16 protein-coding genes are annotated in these 22,502 nt (G+C 44.5%); 10 read left to right on the top strand and 6 right to left on the bottom strand.

Annotated features, from left to right (window positions below):
* Positions 1-2: 2 nt before the first annotated feature.
* The 10 genes from FS628_RS10835 (at position 3) to FS628_RS10790 (ending at position 15,487) form a co-directional block, all read left to right on the top strand.
* Positions 3-3,563, top strand: coding sequence for a DUF4132 domain-containing protein (locus FS628_RS10835; RefSeq protein WP_145321800.1), 3,561 nt, complete (start codon positions 3-5; stop codon positions 3,561-3,563).
* A 4-nt stretch (positions 3,564-3,567) separates the two neighbouring features.
* On the top strand, positions 3,568-5,400 hold the full coding sequence (locus FS628_RS10830; protein ID WP_145321798.1) for a hypothetical protein: 1,833 nt from the start codon (positions 3,568-3,570) through the stop codon (positions 5,398-5,400).
* A complete protein-coding gene (locus FS628_RS10825) occupies positions 5,387-5,665 on the top strand; it encodes a hypothetical protein (protein ID WP_145321796.1) in 279 nt (92 codons plus the stop codon). The genes FS628_RS10830 and FS628_RS10825 overlap by 14 nt, the downstream gene beginning before the upstream one ends.
* A 284-nt stretch (positions 5,666-5,949) precedes the next feature.
* Positions 5,950-8,457 carry a WG repeat-containing protein gene (locus tag FS628_RS10820; RefSeq protein ID WP_145321794.1) on the top strand — a complete coding sequence of 836 codons (2,508 nt, stop codon included), beginning with the start codon at positions 5,950-5,952 and terminating at the stop codon, positions 8,455-8,457.
* A gap of 105 nt (positions 8,458-8,562) precedes the next feature.
* Positions 8,563-9,567 carry a helix-turn-helix transcriptional regulator gene (locus tag FS628_RS32610; RefSeq protein ID WP_260871006.1) on the top strand — a complete coding sequence of 335 codons (1,005 nt, stop codon included), beginning with the start codon at positions 8,563-8,565 and terminating at the stop codon, positions 9,565-9,567.
* A gap of 135 nt (positions 9,568-9,702) precedes the next feature.
* The gene (locus FS628_RS10810; protein ID WP_145321792.1) at positions 9,703-11,502 is read left to right on the top strand and encodes an ABC transporter ATP-binding protein; all 1,800 of its coding nucleotides are present in this window, start codon (positions 9,703-9,705) and stop codon (positions 11,500-11,502) included.
* Positions 11,499-13,247 carry an ABC transporter ATP-binding protein gene (locus FS628_RS10805; protein WP_145321790.1) on the top strand — a complete coding sequence of 583 codons (1,749 nt, stop codon included), beginning with the start codon at positions 11,499-11,501 and terminating at the stop codon, positions 13,245-13,247. The genes FS628_RS10810 and FS628_RS10805 overlap by 4 nt, the downstream gene beginning before the upstream one ends.
* 92 nt (positions 13,248-13,339) lie before the next feature.
* Complete coding sequence (locus tag FS628_RS10800; RefSeq protein ID WP_260871005.1) at positions 13,340-14,302, top strand: ABC transporter substrate-binding protein; 963 nt, start codon at positions 13,340-13,342, stop codon at positions 14,300-14,302.
* A gap of 129 nt (positions 14,303-14,431) precedes the next feature.
* Positions 14,432-14,860, top strand: coding sequence for a hypothetical protein (locus FS628_RS10795; protein WP_145321788.1), 429 nt, complete (start codon positions 14,432-14,434; stop codon positions 14,858-14,860).
* 306 nt (positions 14,861-15,166) lie between these two features.
* Positions 15,167-15,487, top strand: a complete 321-nt coding sequence (locus tag FS628_RS10790) for an RDD family protein (protein ID WP_260871004.1) — start codon at positions 15,167-15,169, stop codon at positions 15,485-15,487.
* 233 nt (positions 15,488-15,720) lie between these two features.
* Here FS628_RS10790 and FS628_RS31985 read toward each other — a convergent pair whose 3' ends face one another.
* From FS628_RS31985 to FS628_RS10765, 6 genes are all read right to left on the bottom strand, one after another.
* Entirely contained in the window at positions 15,721-16,194 is a 474-nt protein-coding gene (locus FS628_RS31985) for a hypothetical protein (RefSeq protein WP_222125225.1), read from the bottom strand.
* 29 nt (positions 16,195-16,223) lie between these two features.
* Complete coding sequence (locus tag FS628_RS10785; RefSeq protein WP_145321786.1) at positions 16,224-16,622, bottom strand: permease prefix domain 1-containing protein; 399 nt, start codon at positions 16,620-16,622, stop codon at positions 16,224-16,226.
* Entirely contained in the window at positions 16,619-16,957 is a 339-nt protein-coding gene (locus FS628_RS10780; protein ID WP_145321784.1) for a PadR family transcriptional regulator, read from the bottom strand. The genes FS628_RS10785 and FS628_RS10780 overlap by 4 nt, the downstream gene beginning before the upstream one ends.
* A 568-nt stretch (positions 16,958-17,525) precedes the next feature.
* Entirely contained in the window at positions 17,526-18,947 is a 1,422-nt protein-coding gene (locus tag FS628_RS10775) for a glycoside hydrolase family 1 protein (RefSeq protein ID WP_145321782.1), read from the bottom strand.
* Positions 18,948-18,950: 3 nt separating this feature from the next.
* Positions 18,951-20,492, bottom strand: coding sequence for a glycoside hydrolase family 43 protein (locus FS628_RS10770; RefSeq protein ID WP_145321780.1), 1,542 nt, complete (start codon positions 20,490-20,492; stop codon positions 18,951-18,953).
* A gap of 161 nt (positions 20,493-20,653) precedes the next feature.
* Positions 20,654-22,486, bottom strand: coding sequence for a beta-glucoside-specific PTS transporter subunit IIABC (locus FS628_RS10765; protein WP_145321778.1), 1,833 nt, complete (start codon positions 22,484-22,486; stop codon positions 20,654-20,656).
* Positions 22,487-22,502 lie beyond the last annotated feature (16 nt).

Genomic DNA, 22,502 nt, shown 5'->3' with positions numbered 1-22,502 from the left:
TAATGCTTACCGCAGACCGTGGAATAGAGACTTTAGTGGAGAAATTTGCTGAAATGTGCTCGAACGATTACTCGCTTAAAACGGATCGGAGTCAGGAAATCATTGATTATGTCCTCGGAACAACGGACAAGTTTCCTGAAATGATGGGTAATTCCACTCATTATGTCTACTATACGACGGAAGCACTTATGAAGCTTGCCAAGAAAGATGATGGAGATATATTTTTCCGGGCAGGAGCTATTGTCATTCATCTGGAATCTCAGTATTCCAGACGTAATTCGTGGAGAACAGATGGTTTCACGATCTGTATCGGACCTGAATCAGCAGTTTACGGATTAAGCGGAAAGAGCAAAAGCCGGGATCGAATGGGTGATTTACTGTTCCGCTTGGAGAAAATTCGTCAGTTTGCCGGCGAGAAAGAAATCGTGGAGGAATTAAAAAGCAGGCTAGGTCTCGTTAAGACCTTTATTGAATCCAAAAAAGGAAATGGGTATGGAAACCACCAGGGGGAAATTATTGACGCTTTGTTACTTCTGAACCTGTATTCCAAATTGGAAGGCATGAACCCACAGGCTGAACAAGTACAATTACTCAGTCAAAACCTGCACGAGGTACTTCAACTTGTACTCGTTGACGATGCAGAACAGCTTCGTCCAACGTTACATAAGCTTATAGAACCACTGGTTGTATGCTCTGTCCAGAGCCGTTCTATGCAGTCTGTTCGTGATCTGGATCCCGAATTCCTTCAACAAAAACGGGATCAACTGATTGCAGAGCAATATCCGAATACATCATTAAATAAAAAGGATCAGTTGTCGCAAAATGTGTTTCACCAAACGATGATATTGCTAAGCAGTTCGTTATTATATTTGATTAATATCAATGGCGGCAAAGAACGATTCCTTGAGAACAAAGGGGAAACGGGACAAGTTTTACTGGAAGTAATCAATCAATTGCATGAAATCTATCCTTTCGAAGTGCGCATGTACCTACTGAGTTTGGACTCCAGAGCCAAGAATGTAGACAACCTGTTTACGGGTCTTCTTCCGATCGATGAACCATACCAGTTGATCGAGCTACTGAATTACGAACTTAATATGTACACTATATCGTGGCCTAACCTGCAGTTAGCTGTTGCAAGTGAGCCTGATCGATCAAGACGAGCATATAAGCTGCTCAAAAACCCATATCTCAAGCTTATGATACACAAGATCATGGGGGATCGTGGACTCGAGCTTCCTGAAGCTGAAGGAACGATTGAAGAAGCCGTTTATGCTGTACTAAGAGAGCCATTGGATGGTGGACGCAGTGGTCTGGCTATCGCACGGTATCTGGAAGGTAAAATTTCGTTGGAGGAATACTGGAACGATCCAAACAGCCGCGGTCTCTTCAATAACCTGAATCGTGACAAAAAACGTATTCAGAGTTTAATTGCTATCAGCTTCCTTCCTGAGGATTCAGAGGCAATGCGCCGGTTCGTCGTTATGGCTACTTATCCTGACTGGACCATGGATATCGTCTCAGACATGTATCGATCCTATGCATTTAGTGGTGAAAAGCTTCTTCAACGTTATGGTCAAGACCCTGAGGTACAGCATGAGAAACTGTTGACCAGTCTCATCTCACTAAACGGCATGACGGATTATAGATACAATTCAATGCCCAAGGATGAGTATCGCCGTATCATTCAGCAGAATCTTGAATATGCGCTGAAACAGTATAAAAAACTTCCAACGGACACTCGTGTTCTCGTATTGGAAATCACCTTTGAGCAGCGTCAGGAACTGCCCAAAAAACAGTTATCTGAAGCGATTCGTGCCGGATTGCAGGATTCGTCGAAGAAGGCCAACGGTGTGGCGCTTGCTGAATTTAACCGGATTCCTGATGAAGAGTTATACTCGCTCATTTACCGCTCGGAGAAAAAGGTGGGTATCAAAGAGATGGCTCTGACTGCTATCCGCAGTCTCGAGAACAGCAAGGAACTGTACCGTGATCTTTTGAAGGATGAGAAGTCCGACGAGTGGAAGAGCCTGATCCAAATTCTGCTGGATACCGCAGATCTAAGTCCGGAGTATGCCCACGCTGCACTCGCTGATCAGGCAGATGCCAAAAAGCTGTCGAGACTGAGCTGGTTGTCCTTGAAAGATCTTCCTTCCCTAAAACGTATTGAAGACAATCAGCCTTTGGATGATCGGATTAAGCAGTATGCTTTGGTCCAATCGTTGGATCATACCTCTGGTCCTAATGAACGATTGAATGAATTACGGGATTACGTAAGTGAGGCCTCGCTTGCTCGTTTTGCAAGTGAACTGCTCCAGGTATGGATTCAAGAAGGTGCCCCCGCGAAAGAAAAGTGGGTGATGTATGTTTCAGCACTTTTTGGCGATATTCAGATTGTTAATATATTGGCTCCGCAAATTAAGGAGTGGACGGAAAATAGTCGTGGGGCTATCGCAGCAGATGCTGTGAAAGTACTCGCTTATCTGAAAGACCCATCTGCTCTTATGGCGATTGACAAGATCAAACGTGGCGTGAAGAACCGCCAGGTGAAAGGTGCAGCAGAAGAAGCGTTGCAGCTTGCCGCGGATAATATGGGACTTACCTCGGAACAACTGGAAGATCGCCTGGTCACCACGCTTGGTTTTGATGAAAAAGGAACCATGCAGCTTAGCTATGGTGAGCGTACCTTCCTGATTAAGGTGAATGGAGACTTGCAAGTCGTTGTCTTGAATGAAGAAACGGGAAAATCCGTGAAGAGTCTGCCTGCTCCTGCACAGAAAGATGATGCTGAATTGGCAGCCCAGTCCAAGGCGCGTTTCACGCAACTGAAAAAAGATCTCAAATCCATGGTTAGCATTCAGGCACAACGTCTGGAAGAGTCATTGTCCAAACAACGTCTATGGTCTGCCGATGAGTGGAAAGCCCTGTTTGTACAAAATGTAATTATGCAAAAATTCGCTGTCGGTCTGATCTGGGGAACGTATGAGAATGGCGTTCTGATCAGCACGTTCCGTTATATGGAGGATGGTACATTCAATACCGTGGATGAAGACGAGGTTGATCTGCCTTCAGATACGCAGGTTGGACTCGTACACCCGCTGGAACTGGATCAGTCCACACTCGAAGGCTGGGCAACGCAGTTGGAGGATTACGAGATCAAGCAGCCATTCGAACAACTGAATCGCGAGATTCATCAGCCTGAAGACGAAGATAAAATGAAGAACGAATATGATCGTCTGCCCGAGTCTGATTTCTCGCCAACGGCATTCCCTAAAGCACTGGAGAAATACGGTTGGATCAAAGGACCGGCACAAGATGGCGGCTGGTATCATGAATTTTATAAAGAGTACGGAGATCTTGTTGCAGAATTGCAATTCAGCGGTACGAGCATCACGTATTACGAGGGATTGGATGACATTACACTGGACTCCCTGCATTTCTTCAAACCGAGTAACAAGCAATATTATTACTATGGTGACAACAAATCCATTGCTCTGGGCAACGTTCCAGGTCGGGTGTTCAGTGAAACGATCTACGACATTCTGAGAGCAACGGGGCGTTGATGAAGTGAGTGGATTTAAGGAGAGATTTCGAAGTTTTTCGAAGCTGTGTACAGAGGATTATCTGATTCGTTATGCCAATAAGGGGTTGTACAAAAGGTCTTTGAAAGAGTTGGACAACGGTGTGAGTGTAACGTACACATGGAACGAATCATCCGTGAGTTGCCAGCTCAGTGACGGGACACACTGTACGCTCAAAAATACGCTGGATCATTGGGATTGTTCCTGTCCGTCAGACCATATCTGCAAGCATGTACTGATTGCCATACTATACGATCAACGGGAACATTCATCAGAGGATTCGATGAGTGCGGACGAGAAGCATGCGCTGGATAAGGACTCAGGGATATCGGATAATGATCCGTTGGACGTACCGAAAGATGTATCCGTAACAGACTCAGTGTCAAACTTAGTATCAAACGTGGACGATCCAAGCGAAGTTCCGCATTCAGTGTCTCGTGAGATCGAGTCTCGTTTTCGCTGGATGACGGAGTCTGATCTTACAGTGTTAATTAAATCGTATAGTTCTTCCATGGTTGAGGAAGTCGTGTTCCGATTAAGGTACCCAGAAGAAATTAAAATCATTGAAGATTCACTTCTTACGGTGCATCTGACCAATCAGAATATCGAAGTGTCTTTTACGGAGGAACCGAACCTTGCAAAAGCACTATGTAAGGTGCAGCAGACAGCTGGGAAAATGGCCAAGCTTGAAGCCTTATTACGGTACCGGAACCTAAAAGGCCTGGATGATACGGATGCATTAAGTGGACGGGTATACGAAGCCAAGTTCTCTCTTCAGACGGTGCAGGAATGTCGCGTTATGCTGGCAGGATTGTTGAAGACGGGACTGGCCCGTATTCCTCAGTCCTATATGGCACAACTGGAGACTTTGGCAATCGCAGCTCATAGTGGTAATCTGCCTGATATAGAACGCAATTTACGAGGGATTCAAGGAGAACTACAGTTATTTTTTAACAGACATGTACGTTTCTCCATGCAATCCATGCTGGGTCGGGTGAGTAAGCTGTATCTTGCGCTCCAGGTTCTTGAAGAGAAAAAGGTGTCTGCCATTCAGCAGAGCCAGCTCATTGGCAGTTTTCGCAGTAAATATTTCGCTGTTCCTTCACTCCATCTATATGGACTAGGGGCTGATGCGTGGGAGACACGGTCCGGGTTCCGCGGAATCACATACTACTTTTATTGTTTTGATGATGAGGAAATCTACACGTATAGCGATGTGCGTGCTGTGTATTATGACGATCAGCAGTTCTCGTATACAGAACATTATGGTGCATTCACACCGTGGTTGCCACATCTGACCTTTCGCCAGTTCGCAGGGGAAGAAGTTCAATTCCATTCGGTGAAAGTGAATGAAGAACGACGGATATCTTCCGGGGAAGGTGCAAAGCTTGAGATATTGGCACGAACGGGTGTAGAAACGTTGAATATGAACAAGTACATGCAAGATGTCTCGTCTATACTTCTTGAGGAATCACGGTCGTTTGACTTGTTTGCTGCTCCTATAGAACGACTGGCCATGATCAAAGTTGCTCGCATCGTGGATCATCGTTTTGTCAAACAAACGCAGGATCTTGTCCTGACAGTCGAGAATTCTAACGGAGAACGATTGGCACTCACTCTCCCGTATTCAACGGACTGGCAGACGATGATCCAAAGACTGGAGTCAGGATATGGTTCCCAATCGCTTGAACACTTTTATGCCTTTGTTCGTGTGGAACCCAAACGGGTCTGCCCGGTTAGTTTCCTGAAGGGTCAAACGATGCTCAGTCTGAAACTGGATATCGCCAATGGAAGGATGGGGAGACTTGGAAGAATATAATCAGTTCATGCAGAAGATCAACGCCTGGTCAGAAGAGTTATTGCTGCGCGGGTTATCCCAGTTTACGGTCCGAGATATTGAGTTACTTGAGCAGCTCGCAGCGGAATCCTTACGTTTGCAGATGAGCTTCCTTCATGAATTGCTGAATCACGTTATCGAGGAAGGGCGTAGCGTGGCTCTTGGTCAAGGTGATGAAGAACTGCTGTTATTTCAGTATTGTCGTCTCACCCAATATGTACAGCTCAGTGTACAAGAAGAGGCATAGCATGGGTTAGTGGAAGAACCCATTGTGTATGAGAGCAATAAGATTTATTAGATAAGATGTATATAAAATATAAGAAGATTTGCAGAAGGCCGTAGAGGTCGCTGCAAATCTTTTTTGCTCATTCTAAAGTTTAATCCATTTATAGATCGAAAATATCTTCATTTGATATTCGTTTAGAACAAGGATGAGAATTCCAATGTTATCAGTTATATTTGTTCTGATGACATATCCCGATTTATGACGCATACCATTAGGCGAATGCGGTCATAAGGGAGGAAACTGAGATGTCCATGAGCGAACCGCTATTAACACAAATTGTGAATCAACATATTCCGGCTGGTGCAACGGTCGTCACTATTGATAAGCCTGTCAAACATCCAGCGATCTACGCGGCAGACCTTACCGGTGATGGTATGCCGGAGATTGCTACTGTCTACCAGTTGAATGGTGAGCTATACTTGCTTATTCTAAAATTCTACCAAGGACAATGGATCAAAATGGCTCTAATTAAGGGATTGGGGTACGGGGTGACTCTAATGACTGCAGCCCCAGTAACTTCAACGGCAAGGAATAATCTCATCATCGGGTGGCGGATTGGTGCGATCTGGTCTAAGCTTGCCGTATATGAGTGGACTGAATCTGGACTCAAAGATCTGGCACCTGACGATCAATACTATAGCTATGCAGAGATTATAGATATGCCCGGTCCGCATGGCCGAGATGGCAAGGTGGAAATTGCACTGTGGATTCACGATACAGGGGAAGCCTATCGCGTGGAGATTATCCGATGGCAGAATGGGAAATGGGTTCCTGCATCGGACGTATATGCAGCCTATTATCCAAAAGTGGTGCAATATTACGAGCAACTAACCCAGCATTATCCTGATTATATCTTTTACTGGTATTACCTTGCGGATGCTCAGTATCATGCGGGTCAGTACCCGGCAGCACTCGCTTCAGTTCAAAAAGCACTCAGCTTCCCGGAAGCTTATCCTTCCAGAGAGGTACTCCTTGAGTTGGAGAAGAAAATCAAGCAGGCGATGGTCCCGATAAGCCATGCTCGGGTAGCGACATGGTTATATCCGATCTCCGTTCGAACAACAAGCGGCACCCGCTGGGGTTATATGGATGCACAGGGACATGTTCGGCTTGAACCGGTTCTGGATGACGCCCATGAGTTTCAGCCAAATGGATTGGCTGTTGTGGTCAAGGATGGTCGTGCCGGCGCTATTAATTTGAATGGTCAATATGTGGTTCAACCTGTATACGATTCCATCAACCCCTTTTCCGAAGAACGGGCGATGGTGATCGATGCTCAAGGATTTAAGATGATTAATGAACAAGGTACGGTCCTGACCAAACGAGCATACCCGTATATCTCGAATATGAACGACGGCCGAGCGTTATTTTACGATTCTAATCCTGGTCAGGCAGATGGTTCGGTGAGTCTATATGGTTATCTGGATGCCTCAGGCAATGAGGTGATTCCGGCACAGTTTACGTCAGCGAGCGATTTTCAAGATGGCAAGGCGGTTGTGCAGATCAAGGATAATGAATACGCGCTCATCAATCGGAACGGGCAGCGGATTGCGACATATCTATATGCCTATGTGGGGCCGCTTGGCGATGGACTGCTTGCTTTTCAAAAAGAGGCATCGGGCAAATATGGGTATATCGACGAGCGGGGGAATATTCGCATTCAGCCCAAGTTTTCATCGGCATTTCCTTTTAACGACGGGCAAGCGATTGTCAATACAGCGGAGGATTACAAGTCCACCTACGGCGTCATTAATACGCAGGGTTCATTCATCATTCAACCCGCCTACAATGACATTCGCGAACTAGGAGAGCAACGTTATGCGCTGGGGCAAGCAATTAATCCGGAGCAGCCTTATATTGGCTCTGTGTACGCGATTGCTGACACTAGTGGTCGAAGACTTACTGAGTTCGTATATCGTGATGTGGGCAATTACAAGAATGGTCTCGCGTCCGCATCAGATGGAAGACAGACTTATCTGCTGGATCTGAGTGGAAGACCTGCTTCAGGGTATCCTCATGTAGAAGGTTCGGGTACGCTAGAAGTCGTGGCACCAGATCTGATTAAGGCGTATGTAGACCAGCGCTTATCGTATGTGAATCGGGCTGGACAGATCATCTGGCGGCAAAATACGATCGTTCCGCTTCATCCACCGTACCGTGTACGCGAAGAGAAGTACAAACCGAACAGGGATTACCTCGTATATTATCCGCAGGTGGAGGGATTGACGAACCAAGCGGAGCAACTTGCGCTAAACGCCAAATTGAAGCAACTCTCGCAGGTGAAGCCGATTCCTGCCGATCAGCAGCTGGATTACACGTATACAGGGGATTTTGATATTACGTTTTATCAGCAGCAACTGCTGCAACTTCAACTTACAGGTTATAACTACCCGGCGGGTGCAGCGCATGGTATGCCTACGATGATCTATGCGATCATTAATCTGACGAATGGTCAGTTGTATGAGTTGAAGGATCTATTTAAGCCGAATAGTGACTATGTAAAAGTGTTAAGCCAGATTGTAGGGGATCAGATTAAAAATGATCCTCAATACTCGTATGTGTTTCCGGACACTTATAAGGGTATCAGTGCAGATCAGCCGTTTTTTGTTACAGCGGATGCTCTGCATCTCTACTTCAATCCATATGATATCGCTCCCTATGCGGCAGGATTTCCAACCTTTACGATTCCTTTTGTGCAGATCAAGGACATTATTAATACAGAAGGTTCATTCTGGAAAGCTTTCCATGAGTGAGTGTCTTTTCACTATTCACCAGATTCAGCGTATGAGGCCATATGTCCAATATGGCTTCTTTCTTATATAATTAGCTGAACAACAGGCAACGAGAGGGGAAGTCACATGCAATCCAATGGTTCAGAGACATGGTACGCGATTCAAAATAAAGAAGATCAGCGCTGTGCATTGGCAGCGAGATTAAATACATTTTACCAAAGCAGCTCTGCCGAGCGTATCATTCATATTCCTGAAGAGATTGGTCAGGGCTACTGGCAGCTGAATCGAATTCATCCTTCCATGGAACTCGTGTATAGTGATGCGATATTCCATCGACCCACCGCATTGAGCAGCTTGGAGCAGGATGACTGTATCAAGTTAAGCTTCTGCATTGGTGAGAGCATTTCGTGGAACATTGATGGCAAGCTGGGGGAATTCCATGTACATACCCAGGAGAGTTCTGCATATGGCAGCCGATCTACGAGCAGTACGTGTGAATTTGCTCTACAGCAGCATTTCAAGGGATTCACGTTGAAGCTGGATCAGGCAGCTCAAAGTGGGATCATGCAGCATCTTCCCATACAGCAACTCATGACAGCCATCTCCGGAAGTGGGGGAGGTTTCTATAATGCGAAGATGACACCAGCGATGATTCGAATGGTTAATGAAATGACACAATGCCCGTATTCGGGAGAACTGAAACAGCTGTATTTAAACGGAAAAGCACTCGAATTGCTCGCGGTATACTTCAGTGAATGTGTTCTGGAACGAGCGTTTCCTGCGAATCATAGTGGCTTGTCCCGGACGGATCTGACCAGTTTGCAACAGGCGAAGCACATTCTCGATGCGAATCTGGCACATCCGCCAAGCCTTGAAGAGCTCTCCAGACAAGTGTGTTTGAATGAATTCAAGCTGAAAAAAGGATTTAAGCAATTGTTCGGCCTACCTGTACATGCGTATGTTATTGAGCAAAGGCTAGAGGCAGCCTATTACCTGCTGGAGACCAGACAGATGAATGTGACAACAGCGGCATTAACGGTTGGTTTCAATAAAACGAGTCACTTTTCCGCTCAATTCAAACGCAAATACGGTAGGACACCCTCCACTTATTTTAATCAAACCTTCTCGTAACTTTCACTATAATCCGTATTGAGGTGTTTTTGCTCCGGATTGGGGTAGCGGTAGCCGGGGGCCCTGTGAGATATTAATGTGCGTATATAGCACTGCGCTATATTGAGAATGATTATTAATATCAGGAGGGGTGAGATGAACAACACGTCTGAAGTGTCCGGACTAATGCAAGTAACGAGGGAGCGCAAAGGTCTGCTGCTTATAGCAAGTATCTTCTCGACCCTGTCGAGTCTGTTGCAGATTGTTCCTTTTATCGGGGTGTACAAGATCGTCGAGGAACTGCTAACTCATGCGGGGCAACCCTCTGCCATGGACAGAGATCTGTTGATCTATTGGGGGATCGTCGCGTTCGTAGCACTGATCGCAGGGTTAATTGCGCTCTATATCGGGGGGATGTGCTCACACATCGCTGCGTTCAACATTTTGTACCAGCTCAGAGTGAGACTTGCTGAACATGTTGCCAAAGTACCCATGGGCTATCACACTCGGACGGCAACCGGTGAGCTGAAGAAGATCATCGAAGTCAGTGTGGAGAAAATTGAGAAGTTTATCGCCCATCAGTTGCCGGATCTGGTGAGTGCGATCGTCATTCCGCTGATGCTGCTGGGATATCTGTTCTGGCTCGATTATCGCATGGCGCTAGCACTGTTGGTTCCGATTGGGATCGGTTTCTGGCTGCAAAGTCGTCTCTTCCGCAGCGAACGAGGCCGTCAGGCTTATCGTGATTTTCAGCTTGCCATTGAAGAGATGAATGCGACGGGTGTTGAATACGTAAGGGGTATGCCTGCGGTGAAAGTATTTGGGATTACAGCCGATTCGTTTCTGACGTTCAAACAGGCGGTGACGCGTTATCGGGATATTTCATTGAGAATAACAGATTTGTGTAAAACATCTTACGGGCTGTTTTTTGTGATCATGATCTCGTTATTTACCTTCATTGTTCCGGTGGGTATTCTGCTGGCGAGTGGAAATGCGGGCAATCAGTCGTTTGCGATCACGTTTATTCTGTTTCTGATCATTACCCCGAGTCTATCTGCTCCGTTATTGAAGTTAATGTATCTGGGTAGTGGGATGCGAGAGATTGTGGAAGGACAGAAACGGATTGAATCGGTGTTTGCCGAGCCAGTTGTACATGAACCTGAGTTGCCCAAAGTTCCCGATACATATGAGGTTGCTTTTCGTCAGGTATCTTTTGCTTATGAACACAAGGAGAGCGAAGCGTATAAACCGGTACTTGAACAGATTGATTTTGTAGCCAACGCAGGAGAGATGACCGCACTTGTCGGACCTTCGGGTGGGGGGAAGTCAACCATTGCGAATCTATTGCTTCGTTTCTGGGATGTGCAGGAAGGTGAGATTACGATTGGCGGGATTCCGATTCAGGAGATGGGGACGGAGAAGCTGATGGATACGGTGTCCTTTGTATTCCAGGATGTACATCTGTTCTACGACACGATTGAAGAAAATATTCGGATGGGCAACACATCGGCCTCACGACAGGACGTTATAGCTGCGGCTCGAACTGCCTGTTGTCATGAGTTTATAGAGAAAATGGATGCCGGTTATGACACCAAAATTGGAGAAGGCGGCACATACCTGTCCGGCGGTGAAGCACAGCGAATCGCAATTGCACGGGCGTTGCTCAAAAATGCTCCCATTCTGGTCCTGGATGAGGCGACAGCTTACGCGGATGCAGAGAATGAGCACAAGATCCAGCAAGGATTGGCCCAATTGGTTCAAGGCAAAACGGTACTGATTATTGCTCATCGTCTAACAACGATCCGTGCAGCAGAGCAGATTCTCGTCATCCGGCAAGGGACGATTGCCGAGCGTGGGACACATGATCAATTGCGTGCATTGGGCGGAGTCTATGAGCACATGTGGCAGGCCCATATCAGTGCAGCTTCATGGAAGCTTGGAGGTGCAGTGCGGTGAAGAATTATCTATACAATATTTCTGGCGGTAACCCTCGTAGTCTGCTCCCGTCGGTGATGGCAGCGATTCTGGACGGGATTGCGAAGATCATTCCTGCGGCGCTGCTTGTGGACATATTCAATACGATCTATAAATCTTTCGCTGAACCGGACAAAGGACTGGATATTAATCGTATGTGGATTGTCTGCTGCATCCTGTTTGCCTGGCTTCTGGTGGAATATGCGGCTTACGCTTCACTCTATGACAAGACCTATCGGGCAGCATACAGCCTTGCGGCCTCAGGACGGTTGAAATTAGCGGAACATATTCGCCATCTGTCGCTAGGATTTTTCGGAAAACGTGATCCTGGGGATCTGACGAACCTGATTCTAAGTGATTATGGCCAGGTTGAGCACACGATCTCTCACAATCTGTCACAGCTAATCAGCGCGATTGTGCTTCCGGTGCTTGCTTTTGTCGGACTTCTGTTGGTGGATTGGAGAATGGCCGTAGCTATGTTTATTGCGGTTCCCTTAGGTGTGGCTCTGTTATGGCTTACGGATTCCATTCAGGCACGACTGAGTGAGAACCATGTTCGAGCCAAAAACGAAGCCGCTAGTCGGCTGCAGGAATATCTGAGCGGTATTCGCGAGATTAAGGCCCACAACATGGGGGGCAAACGTTTTGAACGGCTGCGTCGTTCATTTGACGAATTGAAATCAGCTTCCATTCGGTTGGAAGGCATCATGGGACCGATGATCATGGGGGCAATGTTGCTTGCACGATCGGGGATGACGTGGATGATTCTAGTGGGCAGTTATTTGCTTGCAGGCGGTGAGTTGTCCTTACCGGTATTTCTGTTGTTTTTGCTGGTAGGCACGAAGGTATTTGAACCGTTAACGGTTGTACTGATGAGTTATGGGGAGATGCGGTACTCCGCATATAGTGCAAGGCGCATTATGGATGTGCAGCAGGAAGCACCGATGGCAGGAAAGGGAGCTATACAGCCTAATCAAGCCATTTCGTTCGACCAGGTGACCTTTGGATATGATGACCAGCAGCCGGTGTTGAAAGACTTGTCGTTTACAATTGAGCCGCACACCATTACTGCTCTGGTTGGCCCATCCGGTAGTGGTAAGAGTACAGTCACACGTCTCATTGCCCGCTTCTGGGATGTACAGCAAGGAACCATTCGCATTGGCGGCAGACCCGTTGATCAGATGGACCCCGAGAAGCTGTTGCAGGATATCTCTGTGGTCTTCCAGGACGTGTATCTGTTCCAGGATACAATCGGTAACAACATTCGTGTAGGAAAGAAAGACGCTACGCAATTCGAGATTGAGGAGGCAGCACGGAGAGCTTGTTGTCATGCGTTTATCTCCAGTCTGCCTCAGGGATACGATACGCTTGTTGGCGAGGGTGGATCGACGTTATCTGGTGGGGAGAAACAGCGTATTTCCATTGCACGTGCCTTGTTGAAAAATGCATCCATCGTATTGCTTGACGAAGCCACCGCTTCACTTGATCCGGAGAACGAAGCCGCGGTGCAGCAAGCGATTAATGAGCTTGTGGCCGACAAGACGGTCATTTTGATTGCACACCGGTTAAAAACCATTCAAAATGCCGATCAGATTATTGTATTGGACCAAGGTCATCTCGTAGAACAGGGAACGCATGCGCAATTGCTAGGTTACTCGGGCATCTACGCTCGTCTGTGGCAATTACAACAGGATGCGGAAGGCTGGCAGGTAAAAGTTAACGGATAATGTGGCCGATGAGATAGATAAAGAACTGAAGTAACAGAAGTAAATAAACCTAATATGGCTAAATGAACTGATATAAAAGGAGAATGACAACCATGCTTAAACGAATTCCTGTATGGATTGCACTGTGCTGTATGCTCACCTTGGCGGCCTGTGGAACAACCCAGACGACCAGCGAAGTGAACAGCCCCGCCGAGGGAGCGGTAAAAGCAACGACCAAAGTGATTACCAATCCAAATGGAGAAGAGATTACAATTCCCCTTAGCCCGGAGCGCATTGTCGATCTATCCGGCTCGACAGAAGAGCTATTGATCCTTGGTAAAACGCCTGTAGCGACGATGAGCGCTGACTATGGTAATCCGGAGAAGATCACGCCAACCATTAAGGATCAACTGAGTGCAGATACCGTTAATTTGGGCTGGTATGGTTTCCCGTTCAGCATTGAAGCTATAGCGGGGGCTAATCCGGACCTGATTATTCTGGGTAAGGATTTTAACACGGATCAGTATGAAACCTTATCTAAAATTGCGCCTACGATTGCATTGCCTTACTCATACTATGATTGGAGAGAAAGATTGACATTCCTGGCAGATACGTTTGAAGAAGAAAGCAAGAAAGATGACTACTTGGCCCAATATGATGCGAAATCTGCAGAGTGGAAACAAAAACTGGCTTCGGCTGTAAATGGTGAATCATTTTCCGTGATCGAAACATATCCAAACAATCTGGTCATCTATTCGAATAAAGGTGCAGCCGAGATGTTGTACGGTGAATGGGGTCTGAAGCGCACAGAAGGTATCCCTGATCCAGAGGGCTGGGGAGGCAAAGAGATCGCCCTGGAGGCTCTAGTTACCGTTAATCCGGATCGTTTGCTGTTGATGGAGAATAGTGAGAATAAGATGGTAGACAGCAAGGTGTGGAATAACATGAACGCCGTGAAGAATGGCAAGATCTACAAAATTTCCAATGTCGATAACTACAACTATTCCTACACAGCCATGGGAAGAATGGAGCTTATGGACCGTCTGGGTACGATGATTTTGGAAGGACAAAAGTAGTTGGATTAGAGCATTCACTATAAATTACCGCTAACAGAACCTTAAAGGCCGGCTATGTGTAAATGTGTAATTGTTCGAAATCATGTAACTTAAGCGGTTCTGGCTGCGTTTAGACATTGGGGTGATCTAATGTTGGTGAACGCGGTTCAACGGTACATGGTATTAGGACTTATGTTTATCGGAATAAGTGTAACGGCATTCCTCGTTCTTGAAAGGATTGAAGGATACCAAATTACAACGACAGAGTATTACGGCTTACGTAATCTAGGGGGACTGATATATATATTGTCGCTCATCCTGGGATTCGGTCACTATTTACTCGCTTTTTATGTTGTTATTCTAAGCCCGATCTCATGGCTGTTGCGGAAATATGTAGGTTTTGGATGGGGAGGGCTGTGGGTTTTTGATCTCATGTACAGTCCTTATTTCGTAAATGGATATCATCTTAACCGAATGACTTGCGTCTGGATCTTTGCAGTCGCCGGTTTAGTCTATGCCATCGTGGATAATAAGGTGTGGCGAAGAGGGCAGATGCAGAATGAACAGAAGGTTACTTAACAAAAGTTGAGTAGCCTTTTTGTTTACATAATTATTATTGTGTTGAATGATTGAGGCAGAAGCCAAATTAATAAAAAGGGATTAAGTAGAGTATGTATGTAAACATGAACAACAACGGTTAAGATAATTCGAGAGTTTGTTATAAAATTCACAAAGGGTGCGAGTGAAAAGAAGTTATATCGTAAAATAGGTGAAATTTTCTGTTATACTATCTGAGTTGTATACATAAAGTTAGATATTTTATGAAGGGAGTTCATGAAGTAATTTAGCCGTTTAGTTTAAAATTGTAGTTTGGAGGAAAGCATTTTGTATAAAGCAGGTTTTTGGATTAGATTAGCAGCAAGTGTGTTGGATAGTCTTATTATTTCAATTCCATTAGTAATTATTGCAGGTGTGCTTACGGGTAACTTTGATGCGGATGAGCCGATTGCCAGACTACTTAGTGCGTTATACTCAATTTTATTACCAGTTTACTGGTATGGTCGAACCATCGGAAAACGTATATGTGGAATTCGAATCCGCCAATACGATACACACGAACCGCCAAAAATTGGTACGATGCTAATGCGAGTTGTTGTGGCTGGACTTGTGTATGTGTTAACTTTGGGTACATGTGCAGCCTTTTAAAAACATTAGTACTGTTTCACAAAACTCGTATTTTGTACATATGTATCATTTTTATGCGACTCTGAAGTATCAGGATTTATTGTCTGAGCTTATCGCCTAACCCTACTTTGCCGAGTCTTCCCTTCACTGCCTTTTAGGCTTAATAAAGGAGCAGCCGCCAACCGGAAAACTGCTCCTTAATGTTTTAACTAACGTTTCCCGTTAGCTTAATAAACAATATATCAGCTCCTTTTTTATGTTAGCTTATGCTTCCAATTTACTCTCCAACCACCGATTAATTTTACTCCTAATAAGTAAAGAACGTATCCAATGGCATTTAGTAGCAGAAACAGTACTACCCATAACGCTCTACCATGACCCTTATAGTAAATGTTCATACTTGCCCAAACTGCGAATAATATCCAATACCCAAACAACAAGGTAACACCTATCATGAATGTCGTATCATTGAACAAATGTATGCCCAGGTAAATACTTATTGCTTTGTTCGTGTTTGGGATAAGAATATTGGCTCCATTAGTAACAATGTATGTAAAGATGTATTCAGTGTTAGGAATGTTATTAAGTTTATCTAACTTTAGATTTTCTGGATACTTATGGTGAACAGGATAATCTTGAGGAGCGGCGCCCCTATCCTCTTGTATACGTAGCACAACTCCTGTAATGCTTGTACTTTTATTAATGTACTGCTCCAACTCTTTAATCATTGTGTCACTAATTGGATTTTCGGATGTTCCTACCCTCTGATGTACAATTTCAAAAGCTTCGTCTGCAACATCATAAATATGGACTTCATTCCAGTAGAAAAAACACCCCAAAATAGTAATCCCGGAAAGTAACATAGCGATGGACTTATTATTATATTACCTGAAAAAACCTTCTTAATTCTGTAAAGTGTTTTCAACTCTGTTTCAATTTCTTGCGGTTCACCAAAGCTGTCTAAAGCCTTACTAACTGCTTCAGATTCACCTAAGCCTTTAGACTCCCAATATTTCACGCTACTCGTAAGGTTGTTAATCATCTCTTCACGAAATTCTTCAACTTCTTGGGGAGACTCATTCATTTTCTTACACAGTCTATTTATATACTTAAGAATAAGCTTTTGATTCTTGGGCTCCAGAGACTTTTCACTCATTCTTCAATTCCCTCCATAAATTGATTTATTATCGTTCTTAAAAAAAACCATTCAGCCTTTTTTTCTTTCAAGCGCAGTCTCCCTGCCTCTGTTAACTCATAATACTTCCTTCTGCCACCGCCACTATCTGAATCCCCCCAGAACGATATAACCAATTCATTCTTTTCCAACCGTTTAAGAGATAAATAAAGTGTTGCTTCTTTTAGCTTAAATGCGCCTCCGCTACGGTCTAAAGCGGACCTTGCTAACTCATACCCATACACCGGCTTTTCCCTCAGAAGGCTGAGTAGTATGGTGTCTATGTGGCCCTTCAATAACTCTTTGTCAATTTCCATGAAGTACCCCTCAGCATTTTATAATTAAGTACATTGTATAGTGAGGTACTAGACATGTAAAGTCTCTTTTTAAACTATCCTGCCCGTTAGCTTAATGAGGTCATCAGTCTAATATAATTTTTCCATTCGATACTGTCCTAAAAGGTATACAAAAAAAGGATCGTTAGCATCTCTGCAACGATCCCTATTGTCATCTTCTTTGTTCATTAAGCTAACGTTTCCCGTTAGTTTAAAGAAATTTATATGTCCCAAGAACCCTATTCCTGTATTTATTTGTGACCTCTTTAGTTATGTTTGAGGACAAGAACTTGGCTTTTATATCTTCCACTAGTTCATTTAAAATTTCTTTACAAGTTTTAACCTCTTTAAGGTCAATATCACCAGAAATAGTAACAATACCTTCTTCAAGCTTGCCATCTAATACTACAAGTTTGAAGACTTCCTCCGCAAATTCCTCCCTATCGGGATTCGTCTCTCCATACTTATATTCAAATCAGCGTTAAAGGTTTTTCGAAGACCATCGAGACTTCAAATACACCCCTTATTTCTAAGGGGCGTTCACATTTATTCACTTTTGGATAAACAAGCTTTGTCCATTACTAGCAATAACTTCTTTGTACCAATGAAAAGATTTTTTCCGGTATCGTTCCAAGGTACCTGAACCGTCGTCGTTGCGGTCGACATAGATGAAGCCGTAACGTTTTTTGAGTTGAGCTGTTGATGCACTTACCAGGTCGATGCAACCCCAAGTCGTATATCCGATCAGTTCTACTCCGTCTTCAATTGCCTCCGCAACCTGGATCAGATGCTCTTTCAAGTAGTCAATCCGGTAGTTGTCTTCTACTAACTTCTCGCCCTGCTCATTAACGACCAACTGATCGACGGCGCCAAGTCCGTTTTCTACGATAAAGAGAGGCTTTTGATAGCGGTCATACAGCATGTTAAGTGTATAACGCAAGCCTTGCGGATCGATCTGCCAGCCCCAATCGCTGGAGTTGAGATAAGGATTCGGTATTCCGGTAAGAAGATTACCTTCCCCCCCATGTTTTTTCGCGGGATCAGCGGTTTCGCAAATACTTGAATAATAGCTGAAGGAAATAAAATCGACGGTATTCTTCAAAATCTCTTCATCGCCCGGCTCAAAGTGAATCTCGATCTTTTCCTCTTTAAAGTAGCGCTTCATATATCCCGGATAAGATCCACGGACATGAACATCAGCAAAAAAAGTATTGTCATGATCTTTTTTCATCGTTTCAATAACGTCATCAGGATGCGGCGTGAGCGGATAGATCGGCATACTCAGCACCATACAGCCGATTTGGAAATCCGGATTAATGTCATGTCCAATTTTTACAGCGGAGGCACTAGCTACCAGTTCATGATGAATTGCCTGATATAAGTCCTTCTTGGACAGTTTCTCTTTAGGTGTGTTGATTCCACCACTCATGAAAGGGAATTCCAGAATAGAATTGATCTCATTAAAGGTCAGCCAGTATCTCACCTTATCCTTATAACGGGTAAAAATCGATCTCACATAACGCTCATAAAAACCCACAAGCTTCCTATTCACCCAGCCATCATATTCTCTTGCCAAGTGCAATGGTGTCTCGTAATGAGAGATTGTCACGAGCGGCTCAATACCATATTTAAGGCACTCATCAAACAAGTCGTCGTAGAATTTGAGCCCCGCTTCATTCGGCTCCAATTCATCCCCTTTCGGAAATATCCGTGACCAGGCGATCGATGTACGGAATACTTTAAACCCCATTTCGGCAAACAGCTTGATGTCATCCTTATAACGATGGTAGAAGTCGATTCCAATTAATTTCATGTTATCTTCGGTAGGTGTATTCGTTGGCTTGCCTTTGATTCCATTTGGCATTACATCCTGAATAGACCAGCCTTTACCGTCTTCCTGGTAAGCTCCCTCCACCTGATTGGCGGACACCGCACCTCCCCACAAAAATCCTTTCGGAAAATAAAGACACATATTTTATACCTCCCTGTTATAAATGCTATAGTTAAATAAATTAAAATATGCTGGGCTTGTAGATGACCTGCCGTTTCCAGTCGCATATAATCCGAAGTATACTCCTGTAAATCCACCCGCTACTTCACTGGAAAGCAGCCCGCGTTCTCCACGTCCAAGTCTAATTGTTTCACCATGCAGATCATAAAACGAAAAAGTGTACCATTGAGTATCAGCTTCTATCTCGAGTTTAATTGTCGTCCCTTGATATTCAGTTTGACCCTCTATAACGGACAATGACCCTACCCTTTTACGAAGGAATACCGTTTTCCTTCCCTCTATTAAGGTTAGAGCAATCTCATAGTGGAATCGTTCATCCATAAATACCGTCATCCCCGCTTCTTCGCCTTCTTGGACTGGTTCAAATTCCAGTATAGAAGAAACCGTACACTCCATATGTTGTTGTCTGCGTCCAATAAACGCGGGAGAAGCGCAATCATTGAGCGTTATTGGAGAGCCATGAAGTGTCACCCAACCAGGTCGTTCTGAAAGCGACCAGTCTGTTTGATATGGGTTACGAAGAAAATTCCAAGTATCATCGAGCTTGTGATCAAGAAAATTATCACAATACTCTGGCGTTTGGGATAGCTGATCTGTATTGAAAGAGGGTCCGGTCATTTGTATACCAATTTGGCCATTGGATCCTATTACTGGCCATCCATCCTTCGACCATGAAACAGGGGCAAGAAAAGTCTCGCGCCCCAAGTTATGCTTTCTGGACACTGATCGTATTCCTAGACACACTGCCCACCAGCTTCCATCATGAAACTGCACAAGATCAGCATGTCCGGTTGCTTGTATCGCGCTATCCATACTACGATGACTTAGAATAGGGTTATCCGGATTGGACTCGAAAGGGCCGAAAGGGTTTTGACTACGGGCAATCGTCACCATGTGGCCGTACTCCGTTCCACCTTCAGAGATCATTAAGTAATATTGTCCGTGAATGCCATATAAGTGCGGCCCTTCTGGAGACATTCCTCCAGTCCCTTTCCAAACCAAACGACGAGGTGTCAGCAACTTCCCGCTGTCCAGATTGATTTCTGCCTGATATATGCCTACTTCTTCATATAAGAAGTCACTGGTTCCCGTAATATAAACTCTTCCGTCTGTGTGACAATAGAGTGAAGGATCAATTCCAGGCCAATCTAATCGGATAGGATCTGACCAAGGACCTGACGGATGAGTAGCTCGAACGAAAAAATTCTCTCCGAATGTGCCACTTTTTGCTTTTACGTTCGTGGTAATCATATAAAAGTAGCCGTTAATGTATCGCAAAGTAGGCGCAAATATTCCTAATGAACTTGGTACTTGGGATAAATCCACTTGACTGTCTCGGTCTAGGCAATGTCCAATTTGTTTCCAGTGAACTAAATCCCGGCTGTGAAAGATGGGGACAGCCGGGAAATAATGAAAAGAGCTGGTTACCAAATAGTAATCTTCTCCTGCTCTACAAATACTCGGATCAGGGTAAAAACCTGGGATAACTGGATTGGTAAATCGCAATACAATAACTCCTCTACTATGTTGTTTGGATACCGACAAGGTCACAGCACGTTTACAAATAGGCAAGCTTTCTAAACTGCATATTCTTTCAACGAATAGAATTATGTTTACCTATGATCGGCTAACTCTTATTACTTCATCAAGCCTACTTTAGAAAATCTCTAACGGCGGATGTGAAGTACAGGAGTTCCTTTGTCGGTATGCCCGTCTTCTTTTAAGAGGTTAATTTCGCTAAAGTCAAATGAATTCGTAATCACAATAGGAGTCACAACCGAATAACCAGCTTCTTCAATAGCATTAATATCAAAATCCAACAATAAGTCACCAGGTTGTACTTCCGCTTGTTCCTGCACAGCTGCTTTAAAATACTGCCCTTTTAATTTGACCGTATTCAAACCTACGTGAATCAGCAATTCAGCCCCGGATTCGGTTGTGATTATAACTGCGTGAAGCGTAGGAAACAGCCGGCTGACCACACCTTTAACCGGTGAGTATAATTTCCCTTCGGTTGGTTGAATGGCAATCCCTTTACCCATTGCTTCAGTTGCAAATGCCTCATCAGGCACTTCTGATAAAGGCACCAAATCGCCTTTTATCGGACTAACGATTTGCTCTTCTGTTTTCGTCTCGGGAAGAGTATTATCGTTCTCCGAATGATTTTCCTTGCTCTCATAACCGAAAGCCAATACAAGGACAGCTGCCAAAATTATAGTAATCAGAAACGAAATGATGACTGGAATGGTTGGAGAAAACACGGACAAAGAGAAAATGTTGGTAAGCACGGAACCGTTTATTCTGGCTCCAAGGAATCCATTAATTGCTCCGCCTACTGCACCAGCAATAATAATATATGGAATAGTTCGCTTGTAACGAAGAATAATACCGTAAACAATTGGCTCCGTAACGCCAGCTAAAATACCGGAAAGTGCAGCTGGTCCTGCTGCTTGTTTCAGTTCACGATTTTTGGATTTCAAATAAACTCCAATGGCAAGTCCGATTTGTGCCATATTTGCTGCAGCAGACATCGCGAAAATCGTATCGTAACCATTTGCTGCGAAGTTTGCCATTACGATCGGGAACAGTGCCCAATGCAATCCTAGGACAACTATAAAGGTAAAGCCGGCACCGATGACGGCTCCGCTCAACCATCCGCTTGTGTCCATCAAGAAGTTGATAAGCCAGGCGATACCATTACCTACATAAACACCAAACGGTCCAAAAACAAGTGCGGTAACTGGAACTAAAATGCCAATCGAAAGCATTGGAACCAAAAACAAGCTCAAATTTTTGTGAATAACCTTCTTCAACCAGCGTTCAACATAAGAGAAGACAATAATGGAAATAAAGGCTGGAAAAACCTGCGAGGAATATGTCACAAGCATGACTGGAATCCCAAAAAAGTCGCTCTGGTTTCCCGCCTGACTTAATGCCGTGAAATTCGGTTCCATCAATGCTGCTCCGATAACGGCAGAAACATATGGATTGGCTTTCAGTTTAACTGCTAAGGATACAGCAATAAGAATAGGTAAGAAGTAAAAGATAGCGTTTCCAGCAGCACTCAAAATAGAATAGGCACCATCTTTATCCGTTAGCCAACCCAGATTGGTCAGAATGATAACAAGCGCTTTCAACATACCGGAACCCACAATTGCCGGCAGTAACGGAGTGAACGTTCCCGAAATCAGATTAAAAACACCATCTAATGGTCTCGTTTTTGTCTTTTCAGTAGATTCTTGGCTGCTTCGGTTGATTGACGTATTTGAGATAATCTCCTTATAGACTTCCTCAACATGGTTACCAACCACAACTTGGAACTCACCACCACTTTCAACAACACTCAAAATGCCTTGCATTTTTTTGATTTCTTCTTTATTGGTATTTTTCTCATCTATTAATCGGAAGCGAAGACGAGTGGCACAGTGGGATAAACTAACTATGTTACTTTCCCCACCAACTTGTTCAACGATGTTATCAGCCAACGCTTTTGTGTTCATTTCGACCTCTCCTTAA

Source organism: Paenibacillus xylanexedens (assembly GCF_007676705.1).
GTDB classification, from domain to species: Bacteria; Bacillota; Bacilli; order Paenibacillales; family Paenibacillaceae; genus Paenibacillus; species Paenibacillus xylanexedens_C.
The sequence above is the reverse complement of the archived record's forward strand: the minus strand, read 5'-3'. Positions and strand labels throughout refer to the sequence as shown.

Coding starts and splice junctions, on each gene's coding strand:
- FS628_RS10835 (WP_145321800.1), top strand. CDS start 3: ATGCTTACCGCAGACCGTGGAATAGAGACTTTAGTGGAGAAATTTGCT.
- FS628_RS10820 (WP_145321794.1), top strand. CDS start 5,950: ATGTCCATGAGCGAACCGCTATTAACACAAATTGTGAATCAACATATT.
- FS628_RS32610 (WP_260871006.1), top strand. CDS start 8,563: ATGCAATCCAATGGTTCAGAGACATGGTACGCGATTCAAAATAAAGAA.
- FS628_RS10810 (WP_145321792.1), top strand. CDS start 9,703: ATGAACAACACGTCTGAAGTGTCCGGACTAATGCAAGTAACGAGGGAG.
- FS628_RS10800 (WP_260871005.1), top strand. CDS start 13,340: ATGCTTAAACGAATTCCTGTATGGATTGCACTGTGCTGTATGCTCACC.
- FS628_RS10795 (WP_145321788.1), top strand. CDS start 14,432: ATGTTGGTGAACGCGGTTCAACGGTACATGGTATTAGGACTTATGTTT.
- FS628_RS31985 (WP_222125225.1), bottom strand. CDS start 16,194: ATGATTAAAGAGTTGGAGCAGTACATTAATAAAAGTACAAGCATTACA.
- FS628_RS10785 (WP_145321786.1), bottom strand. CDS start 16,622: ATGAGTGAAAAGTCTCTGGAGCCCAAGAATCAAAAGCTTATTCTTAAG.
- FS628_RS10780 (WP_145321784.1), bottom strand. CDS start 16,957: ATGGAAATTGACAAAGAGTTATTGAAGGGCCACATAGACACCATACTA.
- FS628_RS10775 (WP_145321782.1), bottom strand. CDS start 18,947: ATGTGTCTTTATTTTCCGAAAGGATTTTTGTGGGGAGGTGCGGTGTCC.
- FS628_RS10765 (WP_145321778.1), bottom strand. CDS start 22,486: ATGAACACAAAAGCGTTGGCTGATAACATCGTTGAACAAGTTGGTGGG.